Here is a 16,599-nt window from a genome sequence, read left to right as displayed (position 1 = left end):
AGGGGGAAACCATGATGAGAATGAAACAACGGGAAAGGAAGAATCGGTTAATTGCCATGAGTTGGATTGTACTTATGATCTTCGTAATGGGGTGTTCCAGTCAGGAGCATCCCTTGCCAAGTTCATCACCATCGGGCGACACGAAAGTAACGCTGCGCATGATCGAGAGCTTGACGAATCCGAGTCGAACGGTGATTTTAAAAAGCTTACTTACCCAATTCGAAAGCCAAAACCCCAATATCCGTGTGGAACTAATATCACCTCCATTTTCGCAGGCGGATATTACCATCAAGACGATGCTGAATGTGAAGCAAGAGCTCGACGTTATGGAAGTCAGAGATATTAATGTCGCTGATTTGGCGAGCCAAGGCTACATTGATCCTTTAAACACCTACATGTCCACTTGGGATGAACTCAATACGCTGTCGAATGCAGCCAAGTCGATCTCAGTTGTGGGACGTAAGAATTACTTTATAGCGAACGGCTTGTATCAACGCCAAATGTTTTACAGGAAGGATTGGCTGGAGGCTGCGGGCCTTAAACCACCTTCTTCCTGGGAAGAGATGTATGAAACGAGTAAAAAATTAACAGACCCTGCTAAGAATCAGTATGGCTTTTCTTTTCGTGGCGCGAAAGGGTCGATTTCTATCTCAGATACGTTGATCCGGGCTTATAATGGTGATCGCGTAAATCTGGAGGATGGTCAATTTCTGAATGACGGGTCGACGATTTACACCACACCTGAATCGGTGAAAGCGATGGAATTATATCTGAACCTGTATAAGGAAGCTTCGCCACCCGATTCGATTTATTGGGGATTCCAAGAACAGGTGGAGGCGTTCACCTCAAGTGTGACAGGGATATTGCTCCAGGATCCGGATGTTATTCAAACGATACAAGATAAAATGCAGCCAGGAACGTGGGCCACGGCCCCCCTGCCAATAGGCCCTAAAGGGAATGCGCTTGTCAGTGTAGGCGGAGCCGGCTGGGGAATTGCCTCGTATTCCAAACATAAAGAGGAAGCATGGAAGCTGATTGCTTTTCTTTCCGGAGCTAAGCAAAATACGGAATTATCCAAAAAATACGGCCTGATACCGATTCACACCTCCGCGGTTTCTGATGCATTTTTTCAAACGGGTCCCTATAAAACCTTGCTCGATATGACACTCAAGCCAGATACTTTCCTTCTCTTCAAACCGCCTTACCAATATCCAGGCAACAGCAACTGGGACAAGGTAGCGATGGAATCGGGGCAGGCACTGCTGTCAGGGAATGCCACGATCGAGGAAACGCTAAGTAAGTGGGATGCTTTTTGGAAGGAACAGAAGCGAACTACGGGGATTGAATTGAACAAGAAGTGAAACGTGGTAGAATAGAAGAAAGTGTATTCGGTTATTTTTTAAAAAGGAGAGCCACAAGTGATTCCAGATATAGGGAACCTAGTTACTGTAACTCAAACCTTAGATCAATCCGGCATTCGTTACTCGTTAGGTGGCAGCGGCTTAATGCTAAGCCTTGGTTTAACCAACACGGTGGGTGACTGGGATGTCATGGTTGATGCCCCGAAAGATCAGGTCAAGAATGCGTTGCAGCACGAGCACATCGAAGAAATAACGAGTGGGGATTACCCATTTGGCACGGACTATAAGCTAGTCGTACATAGTGATGCACCTCAGGTAGAGATTATAGGAAGGCTCTCGATCTACACGGATTTAGGTCTATGCAGACTTCCCTCCATTCCGAGCGCTACGTGGAACGGTATTCAAGTTGGCAGCCCTGAAGTCTGGTTCGTTGCCTATGCTCTGATGAATAGGAGTGCGAAGGCGGCGATATTGCTGTCCTATTTGAAAGAAGTCGGTGCTAATAAAGACATTCTTATCAGACTGATGAATGAACCGCTCCCTGATCCGATCATGGGGGAAATCAGATCGCTGATCGAAACGTAAAAGGATGAAACAATGGCAAATCAAATCACGATTCAGGCATTAAAATATGGCAATCGTCTCCATTACGAATGGAACACAACCTTACTAGAAAAGACAGATTCGCATATTGTTGTTCTCGGTGAGTATGGAAGACAGCTGCATCATTACACGAAGCAAAGTGTATTTACGATTGATAATTGGTCTATTGAATTTTTCTCTTTTGATTCTTGGTTTACAGTTAGTGCTGAAGTTGTTGACGGCAGATTAGAACAGTTTTATTGTAATATCAATCAGCCGGCAGTGATGAAGGGGAACACCGTTTCTTTTGTCGATTTGGACTTAGATTACGTGAGAAGAAATGGTGTCTGGCAGGTAGTTGATGAAGATGAATTCGCAGCCCATGCGATTCAATTCGGGTATCCCGTTGATCTGATTCAGCAAGCCGAGCAAGAGCTAGTGGCATTGAAGGAAAAGGCCCAGAAAAAGGAATTTCCGTTTGATGGTTATCTCGAAAAGTTCATGAATTGTATTCCTAGGTCATGCAGGTAAGGATTACGAAACGATGGGGAGGTTTCACTTATCATGATTACGGTGGAAATGGTGCTAGATCGCCTGATTGAACCCGTTGGACAACTAGAGAAGACAGTAGATACGCTGAAAAGCGGACGGATGGATGCGGAAGTTCGGAAAGTGGCTGTTGTATTTATGACGACGTATGCGGCAATTAAGCAAGCTGTCGAAACAGGTGTCGATCTCATCATCACCCACGAACCGACGTATTACAACCATTTGGATGAAGGCGAGTGGTTAAGCGGGGATCCTGTGTATGAAAAGAAGCGCGCGCTCATCAAGGAATCGGGTATTGCGATTTTTCGCTTGCACGATTACGTACATAGCTATAGACCAGACGGTATTCAGGTAGGCATGTTGAAGCAGTTAGAATGGGAATCGTATGCAAGTCCTGAGAATATGAAGCTGCTGATATTGCCTCCTGATGAAGTGCATACCGTACGCACCATTGTTGCTCATCTGAAAAGTAAACTAGGCATAGAACATATGCTAGTGGCCGGGGATCCGGATCTGTCCGTAAAACGTATGGGCCTACTGCCAGGAGCGTCCGGTGGTCATTCTCATATCAAGTTCCTTGGAAGTCAGGATATCGAGTTGCTGATTGTTGGCGAGGCCAATGAATGGGAAACGAACGAATATGTGAGGGACGCCGCGGATATGGGACTGGCGAAGGCACTGATCGTAACGGGGCACCAGAAGAGCGAAGAAGCAGGGATGCAGACCGTCGTAGAGATGGTACGCGAGGCGTTTCCTGAGGTGCAAGTTACTTTCATTGAGTGCCCGCTTGCGGTTCAGCGGATTTGATAAAGATGAAATAGAAGCAGTCTAGGGCACTTAGGTGTCTTAGGCTGTTTTTAATTTAGGCGAGAATAGGAAGGGTTTTCCTGTTACTTAGAGAATTTAATTATATTTTTCAAAAAAAGTTTTTCGTTGTGTCGATTTCATCGAAATCTATTCGTCGTCCATATAGAGAGCAAATTTGTTAGAAAGAAAAGGAGGTTGAACATGCACATAACGACTTCGAAGGACGGCACCAAAATCGCTTACGACAGAGAGGGGCAAGGCCCTGCGCTCATTTTGGTAGCAGGTGCATTCAGCTACCGCAAATTCCCCGGCCAGGTGGAGCTGGCGAAGTTGCTTTCGCAGCACTTCACCGTGTATAACTACGATCGTCGTGGTCGTGGGGATAGCGGAGATACCCAGCCCTATGAGACGGAGAGGGAGTTCGAAGATCTGCAGGCGATGATTGATGAGGCTGGCGGTTCTGCGTATGTATGGGGATTGTCCTCTGGGGCGGTGCTTGCGCTTCAGGCAGCAGCGAGGGGGGCCAAGATAACGAAATTAGTGTTGCATGAACCCCCATTTGTAGTGAAAGCCACGGATCGTAGAGCGCCAAAAGATTTCGTGCAGCACGTTACGAAGCTCATTGCTGCTAATCAGCGGGCGGAGGCTATCAAGTATTTCATGACACAGGGGATGGGTGCTCCTTCGTTCGTTGTGAGTATGATGCGAATGATGCGATCCGTATGGTCCAATCTCATGGCTGTGGCACACACACTTCCTTATGATGCGGCTTTGTTGGACGGCTATTTCGAGGGAAAGCCACTGCCAAGAGAAGTATGGCGAACCGTCACGATGCCAACGCTTGTGCTCGAAGGTATTGAGAGTCCAGCTTCACTGCGCCACGGCGCACAGGAACTGGCAGACGTACTGCCTAATGCGCAGCTACTTAGTAAGAAAGGGCTTGGACATACGAAGAAACTCAATGCGAAACTCATTTCGATGGCTCTTAAGGATTTCTTTTTAGGCGGAAAATAAGCGTAGTACATCACAATAATAGGAGGAGAACACAGATGAGATTTATGATGATCGTGAAAGCAACAACAGATTCAGAGGCAGGGGCTAGACCAAGCCAGGAACTTATTGAGGCGATGCAAAAGTATAACGAGGAATTAGTGAAAGCCGGTGTTTTACTGGCTGCTGATGGACTACAACCTAGCTCGAGCGGAATACGGATTTCCTATCCGGAGCCGGGGGCCAAACCGAAGGTAGTGGATGGTCCGTTTACAGAAGCGAAAGAAATGATCGCGGGCTATACGCTGATTGAAGTCAAATCAAGGGAAGAAGCGATAGAGTGGGCACTTCGCATGCCAGATCCCCACGGATTCGGGCAAGGTGAAATTGAACTCAGACAGGTGTTCGAAATGGAGGAGATTACGGATGATCTGGAAATGCGAGAGAAAGATGCAGCACTTCGCAAGCAAGCGCAGGAGCAGAACAAGGCGTGAGCTTATCTCTTACACATCGAACGATCGATGCGATATGGCGAATCGAGTCAGCTAAAATTATCGCAGGGTTAACGCGAATGACGCGGGACGTGGGACTAGCGGAGGATCTTGCGCAAGATGCGCTGTTAATTGCCCTCGATCGATGGCCGGACATCGGAATTCCAGACAAGCCTGGTGCTTGGCTGATGACGACTGCCAAGCGACGCGCGATTGATGATATGCGCAGGCATAAATTACGTGATCAGAAGTATGTAGAGATCGCACAAAGTATGGATTTATATACGATTGAAGACATTGATCAGGCTTTGGACGGTGAGATCGGCGACGATCTGCTTCGTCTCATCTACATGACCTGCCATCCCGTGTTATCTCAGGACGCTAGAGTGGCTCTGACGCTTCGGCTTCTATGCGGGCTAACCACTGATGAAATCGCACGTTCATTCCTTGTCGCTGAAGCCACGATTGCTCAGCGAATTGTCCGAGCGAAGCGAACTCTGAGTGCCGAGAAAGTCCCTTTCGAGGTGCCATCAGCGGAAGAGCGCCAAGACCGTCTGACTGCTGTACTAGAGGTTATTTATTTGATGTTTAACGAAGGATACTCGGCAACCTCCGGGGAACAGTGGATTCGTCCGGTCCTGTGTCAGGAGGCACTAAGACTGGGACGCATGATTGCCGAGATTAGCCCGATGGAACCGGAGGTTCACGGACTGGTTGCCTTAATGGAGATTCAATCTTCGAGGTTAAAAACCAGGGTAAACGCCAAGGGGGAACCCATCCTTCTTATGGATCAAAATCGGGGGATGTGGGATCAGCTGCTGATCCGCCGTGGTTTGGCTGCTCTAGATCGCAGCCGCAAGATCGGAAGGCCCCTTGGCCCCTATTCGCTCCAAGCTGCTATTGCCGCCTGCCATGCGCAGGCGGTGACTGCAGCAGAGACGGATTGGGTCCGAATTGCCGCTCTCTACGAAGCGCTATCGCGCGTAGCTCCTTCGCCAATCGTCGAATTAAACCGAGCAGTCGCGATTTCGATGGCGTTTGGACCGGCTTTTGGATTGCAGCTAGTTGATGAACTGAAGGCTGAACCTTCCTTACAAGGGTACCATCTGCTGCCGAGCGTACGCGGTGATCTTCTAGTGAAGCTGGGGCGGGTGGACGAAGCCCGGGTGGAATTTGAACGAGCCGCATCTATGACGAGGAATGAGCGAGAACGTTCTGTTTTAATGAAGCGGGCGGCCGAATGTGAAGGAGGGGAACGCTAGTTGCGCTATATATTGATGGTGAAGGCAACAGGATTCTCGGAAGCGAGAGTCAAACAAAGCCAAACCTACATTGATCAAATGAAGGCCTACAAGAAGTCATTAGCCATGGCGGGCGTGCTGCTTGCAGAAGAGGAGCTTCAGCCAAGCTGGGCTGGAATTCGCATCTGTTATCCATCACAAGGCGGGGAGCCGGAGCTACTGGTGGGACCTTTTCCCATTCATCAAGAGCTCCTAGCGGAATATACCCTGATCGATGTCAGCTCGGAGGAAGATGCTCTGCACTGGGCGCTCCAAATGCCGATTCCTGCGGACCGTGGCAAGTATGAGCTCGAATTGCGGAAGCTCGAAGAGCGTTCCAGTTTCATAAGGGAGCCTAGTCGGCAGGTCATGGAGGCTGATTTACAAGATCTACGGTACATACTACAAACGAGAGAAAAATTCGAAGGAGTGAATGCGAAATGAACCAGGAAGTAACCGAATTTATCGACATGCTAAAAGAACCATGGCAGCAGGAACTGTCCACGCAATTGCGTGAGGTTGTGCTGCAGTCCATACCGGATGCGACGGAACGTATACAATACAAGAAGCCTCATTTTTTGAAAAATGGCAAATATGCCGCTGTCATCTCCACATCCAAGGATGCCGTAAGTTTTACGATCTTTAACGCTAGCGGAGTCGCGTTTCCGGAGGCCTTGTTTGAAGGTCCTCCAGAAAGAAAGACCGTGAAGCTGCGCCAAGGACAATCGCTTGATTCCGAGCAGCTGCAGTCGCTGCTAAGCCAGGCGGCCGCGTCACTGTAGTTTCGCCAAAAAGGAGCTCGCTTCGCGCTGCGCGGCGGCTTCTTTTTACTTTGTGGGGCCAACTGGGCGGCAATGTAGGGGATAAATGGAAAACCTACAGTTAATTTTGCCGAATTTCCTGAGATTCCGTGAATAGATGGAAAATGTACAGTTAATATAAGCAGAACTAGCGGTATGCAGGCTTTTGGCGGAAATTAACTACATAAAACCCATCTATTACTGCTATATGAGTAGAAACAGCAAAAATAGCTACATAAAATCCATTTAATTTGATTTGGCCGACGTAGAGAGTTGGGCAGAGGCTCGGTTGCTGCAGGGGGTATGGTGGAAGTGAGAGTAGAAGTAGAAATAGAAATAGAAGTAGAAGTAGAAGTAGAAGTAGAAGTAGAAGAAGAAGTAGAAGTAGAAGTAGAAGTAGAAGTAGAAGTAGAAGTAGTTCTAGCAGAGTAGCAAATATTGGAAGTAGTTGTAGCTTTCATGCTTGAGGTAATGGCATAATTAGGTAAATGGGTGATGCCTAGTAAGGTGAATTCCATGAGAGGAAGGGGATTCGCGATCATGCAGCGCTTTAAGTTCATGTATAAGCAATTTTTGAAAGAGCCACTATGGTTTAAAATACTTGTCTTAACCACCTTGGTTATTTCAATTGTCTTTAGTGGTTCTGGGTTTTCGTCGAATGTTCAAAGTGTAGCTAAAGTCGCTGCGGCGATCTTTTTTTGCACATATGCGATAAAATTACGAAGGCTAGTGAAGGTTTCCGTTACGTTTTATGTGCTAGCAGGGTTATGCTTGTATGTGGCTTGGGATCATCCAACAACTGTTCCTCCAACCAAGTATTGGCCAGGGGATGAGTGGCGGATCTCGACGCCGGAAGAGCAAGGCATGGATTCTAATTATTTGTACCAAACGATGAAACAAACCATGGGCTACAAACAGAGTGTACATAGTACTTTTGATAACGTGCTTATCATCAAGAATGGTTATTTAATTACAGAATTGTATGCGCCGAATAAGGGGAAAGATGGCTATTATGACCTTTATTCAGCGACGAAAAGCGTCATTTCCGCCTTGGTTGGTATTGCGATTCATGAAGGGTATATAGCTGGATTAGATGCGAAGGTCATGGATTTCTTTCCTGAGTATCGAACTCAACCCATAGATGAGAAGAAAGAATCGATTACCGTCGGGGATCTCCTCAAGATGTCAGGTGGTTTCAAATGGGATGAGTGGAATAATCCGTCTACAGATCTTGATCCAGCAGGCGAAATGTTCCGTAGTCTAGAACCGGTAAAGTTCTTGTTAGATAAGCCGATAGTGAATGAACCGGGAAGCGTATTTAATTACAGCACAGGAGAGTCGCTCCTGCTTTCAGAAATCATTAACAAGTCAACAGGCATGGGTACAGATACTTATGCAGCTAAGAAGCTTTTTGAACCATTGGGGATCCGTAACTACAAATGGGATACATTACGTGACGGTGTACCTGGGAATTTGCGGCTTACAGCTAGGGATGTGGCGAAGTTCGGCTATTTATTTTTGAATAATGGTGTTTGGAATGACCGACAGATTGTCCCACTGGACTGGGTGAAAACATCCACATCTAAACAAATAGATACAAATGTCGGCCAGGAATCAAATGGATACGGGTATCAATGGTGGATGAATACGTTTGGCGGATATGCGGCTAAAGGGATGTTTGGGCAATATATATGCGTTCTTCCAGAGCAGGATATCGTCGTCGTTTTTCAAAGTCACTTGTCCATTAGAAATATTGACTTTTTATTACCCTTACTCATGGTGGAGAATGCAGTTATCAAGTCGATCCAATCACAGAACCCTCTACCTCCGAACAGTCAACTTAAGAATCTAGAAGAGGCTTTATTACTGGGACAAAGATCGGAGATTGGCACTTGTGGGGATACATTTGGGTGTAAGAATTAAGCGTGCGTGGAAAGGAGTAGGGATGGCTGGAACAATAATTACTAGGAGGTTACACGACCAATGACAATTATGACATTTCTTATTGTAGGCTGGATACTAAGTTGGTTCAAATTCGAAAGATTGGTTATTCAAGCTTTTAAGGAGCTATTTAACAAAGAAATATCAAAGGCGACATACTATTTCTTGTTTTTTAGTGTGGGCGTATTTGGGGATGTTGTGCTGCTAATCCAAGGTGCTTACTATGACTATTTTCTGAATAGATGATTAACCTCCCTACTTGACTGCTGACCACTTTAGCTCATCGCCAGACAGAAGCTGCTTTAGTCCGATATTTCCGAATTAAAACGAGGATTACTTGTAAAAAGAGACTAATAGTCCGAATTTGCCGAACTAATTAGCCGTTTTCTTCGCTAGAGCGTTGTTTGGGGCGGTTTAGTTGGGTTTTTTCGGACTAATTCATATTTAAAGACGTGGACAGTGAGATTAGTTCGGCAAATTCGAATTAATCTGTGCTGCTAGAGCGCGCCAAGGGCCCATAAAACTGTCCCGCTCTAGCAGCACACAGCAAAGAAGCTAAGCGCTAGTCGCTTAGCTCCTTTTAGCTACTTCTTCTTCCTACGCTTGCTAGCCAATGTGTTAGAAGCCTTCCCGTTCCCACCGACGGCATCCTGCTGCTTCGTACCCGGACTTTCGATGGCGGAGTTAGTCCCACTCGTGCTGTACTTGCCAGCTCCGCTTGCCACTTGAGTGGCTGATGCATTTGCAGCATGTTTGGGGAGTTTAACGATTTGATCGTTAATGACAACGATGATTTCTTTGCCTTTGCGACGGATTTCGGCGAGGCCTTTGCTGCTGGATAACTTGCCTTTGGCGCCTATCCGGTTCTTGGCTTTGCCACCGGCCCCAACGCTTTGCTGCTGTTGACTGTGCGGTGATTTAATGGCGGCGTTACTGCCAGCGGCACTGCTGCGGCCTGCACCACTTGCGAGCTGCGTCGTGTTCGGGGCATTTGTAAATTGATGGTTGATAACGAATACCAGTCTATCGATGCCATGAATCGGCGATTGCGTAATGATACGTTTTTTTCCTTTTTCAATAATGATGGTGAGACGGTCTGATTTCATAGTCACACAGAACCTCCCCATAGGTTATTCTCTTAAGTATATGTCTGTAGGACAAATTGGTAAGGGATAGTTGCTGAGTGGTCGAAAAAAAGAACTGCGAGCTGCACGCCTATGTAAGCTGCCAAGCCCCGAGGTCTTTACGTCGATATACACTAAGCATGAGACCGATGGCTACAAATTGAAGAATAACTAGTAATCCGCTATAGCTGATGAATGGAAGTTGAAATGAGCTATAGGGTGCTAGACCGATCGACATCAGCATACTCCACGCAAATTGCGTTGTAAACAAAGCCAATAGGGTAGATACGATAGCTTTTCCATAAGGATCTTTTACCTTTCGTGAAACGCTAATGGCTTGCTGGACGAATAGGACTACCATCATTACCAATACAATGCCAGCGCCCCAACCGAAACAGTAGATGAGAAAAGGAAACATCATTTCGGTCTGAAGGGTAGGCAACATGCTAAATGGCGCACCAAATCCGTGTCCCCACCAACCAGCGGATTGGATAGCCATTTTGGATTGCGTAAGCTGAAAATTGATTCCTCGTTGATCTTCATCTGGATGGATAAAAGCCAAAAGTCGATTTATTTTATAGGATTGACTATACAAGAAATAACAAAAGGCAACGGCAAGAATGCTACAATGCGCAGCGAGGATAGTTCTTCTTTTTCTCAAAACCAGTAACAAGCTCAGACATCCAATAATGAATAGAACGAAATTTGCTATAGAATGTGTATATAAAATGAGCAAGCTTGGCAGCCAAACGGTTCCTACGTTGATCCAACTTTTCAGAAGGAATGTCCGCACTTCAGATTCGTTCGCAACAATTCTTTGTGGTGTGCTCCAGATACCAGCTATAGCGATGAGAAGCAAGTAGGGAGCTAACGAAGAGATATTCAATTGAATAGATCGCCAACCTACAAATCCCCTAAGTCCTGCCTCATTCATAGTTAGTAATGCATAGAAAAGTAAAGAAATTGTACCTATATAGAGGAGCCAAGAGTATCTAGCTAATTTACGATAGTTGCTAAAGCCGATCAACAACATCAAGCATGAGCCTATGCTAAAAAACAGTACCTGTTTCATAGCAAGTGAACTGAGATTTTGACGATAAGAGGCGGTTTGTGCAGAAAATATAGCTACTAACCCGACTGCCATAAGTACTACGATAATAGCAAGCAATCCCCAATTAAAACGAGGCCGATGGGCAAGATGAAACTGCTGCCCGATTACATCAGGCGTCCCCATTTGAGAAATAGCTTCTCTAACGGCCGTATCTAAATCAATTCCACTACTTAGTTTCTCCTCAATTAACTCCTGTAAATGACTCTCCAGCTCCAGACGAACTTCGGGATGGACCTCTTTCGCTTTAATTTTGCGACAAACCTGTTTCAAGAACGAAGTGATCTCCTCATGATGACGAAAGTTATTCATACGCCTCCCTCCCCAAGTACACGATCTACCGTATTGCGAAAAAGCGACCATTCCTGCTTCTTGATATTGAGCTCACCTTTACCTTGCTTCGTGAGGCGATAATACTTTCGCTTACGTCCGTCTTTCTCGTCCCAATAGGCTTCAACAAAGCCTTCGGATTCCAACGTGTGAAGAATAGGATAGAGTGTGCCTTCTTTTAATGTGAATACGCCATCCGAATGTTTCTCCATCTCTTTGGTCATCTCGTAGCCGTACATATCTTTGCGATCCAAAAGAGTAAGAATCAGAATGACAGTGCTTCCTTTCATAAGCTCTTTACTGATTTTCATGTAGATGCTCCTTACCATATGTATTGAATATCTATGCATCGTATATCTATGTATGAGTATAAAACGGAAATCAATATTTAGCAACTTTTACCATATATCTTAGTTCTGAACATCCCAGCTAAGACAAATTCAGTACACGAATCGGATATAATCGGATATGTACAATGTTTTTTCAGCCCTTTATAATTGAGACTGAGAATTATTATCAATTATAAAATAGGGAGTCAGCATTAGCATTCTAAATAGATGGCTTGTTCATCACCAGTGTGTGCTCTGCTGTACAAGGAGGAAGAAATCGAATGAAATCTTTAAAAATGATGATCGTGCTGTTGCTAGCACTAGCCGTTACGGCTTGTGGCAGCGGGGCAACAACAGGCGGAAATGCCAGTAGTACGACGGCGTCACCAGAAGCGGCTAAAGCAACTGCTGCAGCTGAAGTAGAGAAAACAATCAAGCACGCGATGGGTACAGTTACTTTGAAGAAGAAACCAGAGCGAATTGTCGTTCTGTTCAATGGCATGACAGATATTATTACAGACTTGGGTGTTAAGCCAGTCGGTTCAGTTGAGTCATGGGAAGAAAAGCCATGGTACAACTTTTTGAGATCCAAAATGGAAGGCGTTAAGGATTTGGGTGAAGAAAATCAGCCTAATGTCGAGGCTATCGTAGCGCTGAAACCAGACTTGATTATTGGTCAAAAAACACGTCACGAGAAAATTTATCCGCAACTGGAAAGTATTGCGCCTACGATCATTATGGAGGAGCTCTTTGATTGGAAAGCGAATTTGAAGATGGCTGCGGATGCCCTTAATAAAGAACAAGAAGGCGCTAAGATTCTAGCGGATTGGGATAAAAGCGTTGCAGAGTTTAAGCAAAAAGCTGGAGACAAACTGGCAAAATCCGAGGTATCGATCATCCGATTTGAGAGAGACGGCAGCGCTCGTTTTTATTCAACTGGGTTTGCAGGGACAATCTTCAAGGAACTCGGGCTACCGCGTCCGAAGGCTCAAATTGTTGAAGGCAAGGCTGTCGTTAATATTGCCTCGAAAGAGCAAATGTCGCAGTTAGATGGGGATTACATTTTTGATATTACACGTCTGAACGTAAATGAGCCTACGGTAGAGAAGGCGCTCAACGATTGGACTTCTCATCCACTTTGGAAAAATCTAAAAGGCGTGAAGAACGGTAAATATTACAAAGTAGACACGATTACATGGAACTTATCTGGGGGCTCAATGGCAGCGAAAGCGATGCTAGCGGATCTCTACAAATATTTTGATATTAAATAGTTGAAACACGCAGGAATGAACGTTATGTTCATTCCTTTGTGAATTCCAAGGAGACCATCATGAACCTTATGAATACAAGTTTATGGAAAACTGCCGGACTATTCGCGCTGGTCCTTATTCTACTAGGCAGCTTTACTTCTAGCATTCTATTCGGTGCGACGCAGTTTGACTGGCATACGGCTTGGGCTTCCATCTTTCATTACGACGAGAATATCAATGACCAAATCATTCTTCGAACAACGCGTGTGCCTCGGGCTTGTATTGCCGCTGCCATTGGTGCAAGCTTAGCGATCGCGGGCGTCTTGATGCAAACGTTAACGCGCAATCCGCTGGCATCGCCGAGTGTACTCGGGGTTAATGCGGGAGCAACGATGTTCGTTGTGATTGGAGCGGTTGCCTTACAAATTTCATCGTTGCAAGCATTGATGTGGATCTCTTTTATCGGAGCGGCAGTGGGTGCTTTATCCGTGTATATCTTGGGTTCCTTTGGCCGAGATGGATTGACGCCACTCAAAATTGTTCTTGCAGGCGCAGCTATGACCGCTCTCTTCTCATCTTTTACACAAGGCATCTTAGTACTAAACCAGCAGGTCCTTAGCACCGTGTTGTTCTGGCTGACGGGTACTATTGCGGGACGATCTCCGGATATGTTGATCACAGTAATCCCTTTCATGGCGATATGCTGGGTAGCTGCATGGTTCATCGCGCGAGATATGAATTTACTTCTCATGGGTGAGGATACGGCCAAAGGTTTGGGTCAAAAGACGCTTTGGGTCAAATCAGCCGCAGGCATTTTGATTGTCGTACTGGCGGGCTGCTCGGTGTCGGTTGCGGGTCCAATCGGATTTATTGGGATTGTTATACCGCATATTTCTCGGTTTTTCATCGGTGTCGATCATCGTTGGGTCATTCCTTATTGTGCCGTACTAGGAGCCATTCTGCTCATCCTGGCGGATTTGGCTGCAAGATTTATAATGATTCCTGAGGAAATGCCTGTAGGCGTTATGACAGCCGTAATTGGTGCCCCATTCTTTATTTATATTGCGCGAAGGGGGCTTATCAAATCATGAAGGGTCATGTTCCGGTTCGATTGCGACGCGGTGAGATTTCTTATTTAGTCGAAAAAAAAGCGTTAAAGATATCCCTCTTGTTACTCGTGGTTTGTGTGGTGATTGCGATTGTAAGCACGGGGATGGGAGAAATGTACATATCTCCGATCGATGTGGTCAAAAGTGTCATTGGCATTGGCGCCGATGATCACGCGTTGGTCGTCCAAAAGCTCCGCCTACCGCGAATTGTCATTTCCATGTTAGTTGGTTCTGCATTGGCTGCGGCGGGGGCGATCATGCAGGGAATCATTCGGAATCCATTGGCTTCGCCAGATATGATGGGCGTAACCGGTGGAGCATCAGTAGCTGCGGTCATATTCCTTACGTATTTCAATGGCATGATCAGCATTCGGTGGTTGCCAGTGTCGGCTATGCTGGGTGCTGCGGTTGTTTCAGTCATTTTGTATATGCTTGCTTGGAAAAAAGGGGTCACACCCATCCGCCTCATTCTGGTCGGCATCGGGATGTCTTCGCTCATGTCGGCTGGGACGACGATGATGATTGTGTTTAGTCCGAAGAACGATCCCGGCACAGCCTACTTATGGCTGACAGGATCGGTTTATGCGTCGAATTGGGAAAATGTGATGACGGTCTTGCCATGGACGGTGATCTTGATTCCGATAGCTTTTCTATTAGCTCGTCATGTCAATATTGGGCAGCTCGGGGATGATGTAGCAGCAAGTGCAGGAAGCGCAGTCGAGGCCAACCGCTTATTATTGCTGTTTATTAGCGTGGCGCTGGCGGGATCAGCTGTTTCCGTAGCCGGCGCGATCGGATTCATTGGCTTAATCGCACCGCATATGGCACGGAAATGGGTAGGTTCGAGCTTTGACAGTCTTTTACCCGTCTCGGCACTACTCGGAGGCGCCATTGTGATGTTGGCTGATCTAGCGGGAAGAACGTTCTTTCTACCGCACGATGTGCCAGTCGGTGTATTTACGGCAGCCGTAGGGGCACCATTTTTCATCTATTTGCTGTACACCAAGCGAAATTCAAGATAGGAGTGAAGAGCGTGCCAACCTTGGAGACCAGAAATCTCAATTTGACCTATGGCAACGAAAATATTATTGAGCAGCTGAATCTGTCTATTCCCAAAGGTAAGATTACGGTATTGATTGGTTCTAATGGCTGTGGGAAATCCACACTCCTGCGTGCGATGGCTCGTTTAATGAAGCCAACCAATGGCGAAATCATTCTGGATGGCAAGCATATCGCGGAAATTCCAACCAAAGAAATCGCGAAGCGCTTATCGATCTTACCGCAAGGCCCGATTGCCCCGGAAGGGTTAACGGTATTTCAGTTGGTGAAGCAAGGCCGATACCCGTACCAGAATTGGCTGAAATCGTGGTCAGATGAAGATGAGCGCTGTGTGAATGAGGCTTTGGCGGTTACCAAAACAACGGAATTGGCGGAAACCGCGGTGGATTCCTTGTCCGGTGGACAGCGTCAGCGGGCGTGGATCGCGATGACGCTCGCACAAGGGACTCAAACCATCCTGTTGGATGAACCGACAACGTATTTGGATATGGCTCACCAGGTTGATATTTTGGATCTGTTGTTTGAACTGAATGAACGTGAACAGCGCACGATTGTCATGGTTCTCCATGATCTCAATCTCGCTTGTCGCTATGCGCATCATCTCGTGGCGATCAAAGACAAATCCGTCTTTGCCCAAGGTAAGCCAGAGGATGTCATTCATTCGGAGCTTGTCCGGCATGTATTTGGCATGGAATGTGAAATTATCGGGGATCCGTTCTTCGGTACGCCAATGTGCATTCCGAAAGGAAAAGGCCGGAAATCCGACAAGCTCATACCTAAGAAAATAGAGGAGGAAGTGAAGCATGAGCTTATCCGAAGTTAAACCACTGGGAACCGTGACCGCTTTAATTAAAGAAAGAAGAACGATACGCGATTTTAAACAGGATCCCGTTTCGGACGAATTGCTGCTTGAGTTATTGAATGTAGCCGTTTGGGCACCTAATCATGGGAACAGACAACCTTGGCGTTTCGTTTTGTACAAAGGAGATGGACGTCAGGTATTAGCAGATGCGATGCTCCAATCCTATGATGATGATGAGATGAGAGAAAAACACGGGATACCCAAATGGAACGATTTCATGAAAATTCCCGCGCATCTCGTTGTGATTCTGAAAGAAGATACACGTCAGAAGCAATGGGATGAAGATTACGGCGCCGTCTGCGCCCTCATCCAAAACTTCCAACTGGCAGCCTGGGAGCAAGGGCTCGGCGTCGTGTGGAAAACGAACAACTATAACTATGAAGCCGAGTTCCAGCAAGTCGTTGGCTTAGAGGCTGATGAGAAAATCGTCGGCGTTCTGCATGTCGGATATCCAGCCTCCATTCCGAAGGTTCAGCCTCGTAAGTCAGCGGAGGACATGTTGACGATCATTGATTCTAAATAGGATAGGAAAATAGTAAAAGTCATCCCCAGAAAAACCCTCGAAACGCTTAAGGCGATTCGGGGGTTTTTCGATAATTGCAGATCGGCTTTTGACCTTTTATAATA

At 46.3% G+C, this 16,599-nt stretch carries 19 protein-coding genes; 16 read left to right on the top strand and 3 right to left on the bottom strand.

All coding sequences use genetic code 11. The features are described from left to right. Positions 1-11: 11 nt before the first annotated feature. The 11 genes from GC096_RS27415 to GC096_RS27365 all read left to right on the top strand — a co-directional run bounded on the left by GC096_RS27415 (position 12) and on the right by GC096_RS27365 (position 9,047). The gene (locus GC096_RS27415) at positions 12-1,361 is read left to right on the top strand and encodes an ABC transporter substrate-binding protein (protein ID WP_246302995.1); all 1,350 of its coding nucleotides are present in this window, start codon (positions 12-14) and stop codon (positions 1,359-1,361) included. Between the two features lie 57 nt (positions 1,362-1,418). Then, on the top strand, positions 1,419-1,946 hold the full coding sequence (locus GC096_RS27410) for a hypothetical protein (RefSeq protein WP_171634642.1): 528 nt from the start codon (positions 1,419-1,421) through the stop codon (positions 1,944-1,946). A gap of 12 nt (positions 1,947-1,958) precedes the next feature. Next, entirely contained in the window at positions 1,959-2,474 is a 516-nt protein-coding gene (locus GC096_RS27405; protein WP_171634641.1) for a DUF402 domain-containing protein, read from the top strand. Positions 2,475-2,507: 33 nt separating this feature from the next. Continuing rightward, on the top strand, positions 2,508-3,299 hold the full coding sequence (locus GC096_RS27400; protein WP_171634639.1) for a Nif3-like dinuclear metal center hexameric protein: 792 nt from the start codon (positions 2,508-2,510) through the stop codon (positions 3,297-3,299). A gap of 201 nt (positions 3,300-3,500) precedes the next feature. Next, positions 3,501-4,313: an alpha/beta fold hydrolase gene (locus GC096_RS27395; protein ID WP_171634637.1), complete on the top strand. Its 813-nt coding sequence runs from the start codon at positions 3,501-3,503 to the stop codon at positions 4,311-4,313. Between the two features lie 35 nt (positions 4,314-4,348). Further along, positions 4,349-4,783, top strand: a complete 435-nt coding sequence (locus GC096_RS27390) for a YciI family protein (RefSeq protein ID WP_171634636.1) — start codon at positions 4,349-4,351, stop codon at positions 4,781-4,783. After that, positions 4,780-6,042, top strand: coding sequence for an RNA polymerase sigma factor (locus tag GC096_RS27385; RefSeq protein ID WP_171634634.1), 1,263 nt, complete (start codon positions 4,780-4,782; stop codon positions 6,040-6,042). Before GC096_RS27390 ends, GC096_RS27385 begins: the two co-directional genes overlap by 4 nt. After that, positions 6,043-6,504 carry a YciI family protein gene (locus GC096_RS27380; protein ID WP_171634633.1) on the top strand — a complete coding sequence of 154 codons (462 nt, stop codon included), beginning with the start codon at positions 6,043-6,045 and terminating at the stop codon, positions 6,502-6,504. Continuing rightward, positions 6,501-6,842 carry a DUF1801 domain-containing protein gene (locus tag GC096_RS27375; RefSeq protein WP_171634631.1) on the top strand — a complete coding sequence of 114 codons (342 nt, stop codon included), beginning with the start codon at positions 6,501-6,503 and terminating at the stop codon, positions 6,840-6,842. Before GC096_RS27380 ends, GC096_RS27375 begins: the two co-directional genes overlap by 4 nt. A gap of 558 nt (positions 6,843-7,400) precedes the next feature. Then, positions 7,401-8,783 carry a serine hydrolase domain-containing protein gene (locus GC096_RS27370; protein WP_171634629.1) on the top strand — a complete coding sequence of 461 codons (1,383 nt, stop codon included), beginning with the start codon at positions 7,401-7,403 and terminating at the stop codon, positions 8,781-8,783. A 60-nt stretch (positions 8,784-8,843) separates the two neighbouring features. Further along, positions 8,844-9,047: a hypothetical protein gene (locus tag GC096_RS27365; protein ID WP_171634628.1), complete on the top strand. Its 204-nt coding sequence runs from the start codon at positions 8,844-8,846 to the stop codon at positions 9,045-9,047. 338 nt (positions 9,048-9,385) lie between these two features. Here GC096_RS27365 and GC096_RS27360 read toward each other — a convergent pair whose 3' ends face one another. The 3 genes from GC096_RS27360 to GC096_RS27350 form a co-directional block, all read right to left on the bottom strand. After that, positions 9,386-9,907 (bottom strand): hypothetical protein, encoded by a 522-nt coding sequence (locus tag GC096_RS27360; RefSeq protein ID WP_171634846.1) that lies wholly within the window; start codon positions 9,905-9,907, stop codon positions 9,386-9,388. Positions 9,908-10,016: 109 nt separating this feature from the next. After that, a complete protein-coding gene (locus GC096_RS27355) occupies positions 10,017-11,345 on the bottom strand; it encodes an FtsW/RodA/SpoVE family cell cycle protein (protein WP_171634626.1) in 1,329 nt (442 codons plus the stop codon). Then, positions 11,342-11,674, bottom strand: coding sequence for a PadR family transcriptional regulator (locus tag GC096_RS27350; protein WP_171634625.1), 333 nt, complete (start codon positions 11,672-11,674; stop codon positions 11,342-11,344). The genes GC096_RS27355 and GC096_RS27350 overlap by 4 nt, the downstream gene beginning before the upstream one ends. Positions 11,675-11,973: 299 nt before the next feature. Between GC096_RS27350 and GC096_RS27345 the strand changes: the two genes are divergently transcribed. Genes GC096_RS27345 through GC096_RS27325 form a run of 5 tightly spaced genes read left to right on the top strand, consistent with a single transcriptional unit; the run spans position 11,974 to position 16,495 of the window. After that, positions 11,974-12,963 carry an ABC transporter substrate-binding protein gene (locus GC096_RS27345; RefSeq protein WP_171634623.1) on the top strand — a complete coding sequence of 330 codons (990 nt, stop codon included), beginning with the start codon at positions 11,974-11,976 and terminating at the stop codon, positions 12,961-12,963. Between the two features lie 59 nt (positions 12,964-13,022). Beyond that, positions 13,023-14,033, top strand: coding sequence for a FecCD family ABC transporter permease (locus GC096_RS27340; protein WP_312886352.1), 1,011 nt, complete (start codon positions 13,023-13,025; stop codon positions 14,031-14,033). Beyond that, complete coding sequence (locus GC096_RS27335) at positions 14,030-15,073, top strand: FecCD family ABC transporter permease (RefSeq protein WP_171634621.1); 1,044 nt, start codon at positions 14,030-14,032, stop codon at positions 15,071-15,073. The genes GC096_RS27340 and GC096_RS27335 overlap by 4 nt, the downstream gene beginning before the upstream one ends. Before the next feature lie 11 nt (positions 15,074-15,084). Continuing rightward, positions 15,085-15,933: an ABC transporter ATP-binding protein gene (locus GC096_RS27330; protein WP_171634620.1), complete on the top strand. Its 849-nt coding sequence runs from the start codon at positions 15,085-15,087 to the stop codon at positions 15,931-15,933. Next, on the top strand, positions 15,914-16,495 hold the full coding sequence (locus GC096_RS27325; RefSeq protein ID WP_171634618.1) for a nitroreductase family protein: 582 nt from the start codon (positions 15,914-15,916) through the stop codon (positions 16,493-16,495). Before GC096_RS27330 ends, GC096_RS27325 begins: the two co-directional genes overlap by 20 nt. Positions 16,496-16,599 lie beyond the last annotated feature (104 nt).

Source organism: Paenibacillus plantarum (assembly GCF_013141695.1).
Lineage (GTDB): Bacteria > Bacillota > Bacilli > Paenibacillales > NBRC-103111 > Paenibacillus_E > Paenibacillus_E plantarum.
Note: the sequence above shows the minus strand (reverse complement) of the source record. Positions and strands in the feature narration are given on the sequence as shown.

Excerpts from the sequence above, each read along its gene's own strand:
- GC096_RS27415 (WP_246302995.1), top strand. The coding sequence starts at position 12 with ATGATGAGAATGAAACAACGGGAAAGGAAGAATCGGTTAATTGCCATG.
- GC096_RS27365 (WP_171634628.1), top strand. The coding sequence starts at position 8,844 with ATGACAATTATGACATTTCTTATTGTAGGCTGGATACTAAGTTGGTTC.
- GC096_RS27400 (WP_171634639.1), top strand. The coding sequence starts at position 2,508 with ATGATTACGGTGGAAATGGTGCTAGATCGCCTGATTGAACCCGTTGGA.
- GC096_RS27395 (WP_171634637.1), top strand. The coding sequence starts at position 3,501 with ATGCACATAACGACTTCGAAGGACGGCACCAAAATCGCTTACGACAGA.
- GC096_RS27370 (WP_171634629.1), top strand. The coding sequence starts at position 7,401 with ATGCAGCGCTTTAAGTTCATGTATAAGCAATTTTTGAAAGAGCCACTA.
- GC096_RS27345 (WP_171634623.1), top strand. The coding sequence starts at position 11,974 with ATGAAATCTTTAAAAATGATGATCGTGCTGTTGCTAGCACTAGCCGTT.
- GC096_RS27360 (WP_171634846.1), bottom strand. The coding sequence starts at position 9,907 with ATGAAATCAGACCGTCTCACCATCATTATTGAAAAAGGAAAAAAACGT.
- GC096_RS27375 (WP_171634631.1), top strand. The coding sequence starts at position 6,501 with ATGAACCAGGAAGTAACCGAATTTATCGACATGCTAAAAGAACCATGG.
- GC096_RS27405 (WP_171634641.1), top strand. The coding sequence starts at position 1,959 with ATGGCAAATCAAATCACGATTCAGGCATTAAAATATGGCAATCGTCTC.
- GC096_RS27355 (WP_171634626.1), bottom strand. The coding sequence starts at position 11,345 with ATGAATAACTTTCGTCATCATGAGGAGATCACTTCGTTCTTGAAACAG.
- GC096_RS27335 (WP_171634621.1), top strand. The coding sequence starts at position 14,030 with ATGAAGGGTCATGTTCCGGTTCGATTGCGACGCGGTGAGATTTCTTAT.
- GC096_RS27340 (WP_312886352.1), top strand. The coding sequence starts at position 13,023 with ATGAACCTTATGAATACAAGTTTATGGAAAACTGCCGGACTATTCGCG.
- GC096_RS27390 (WP_171634636.1), top strand. The coding sequence starts at position 4,349 with ATGAGATTTATGATGATCGTGAAAGCAACAACAGATTCAGAGGCAGGG.
- GC096_RS27325 (WP_171634618.1), top strand. The coding sequence starts at position 15,914 with ATGAGCTTATCCGAAGTTAAACCACTGGGAACCGTGACCGCTTTAATT.
- GC096_RS27350 (WP_171634625.1), bottom strand. The coding sequence starts at position 11,674 with ATGAAAATCAGTAAAGAGCTTATGAAAGGAAGCACTGTCATTCTGATT.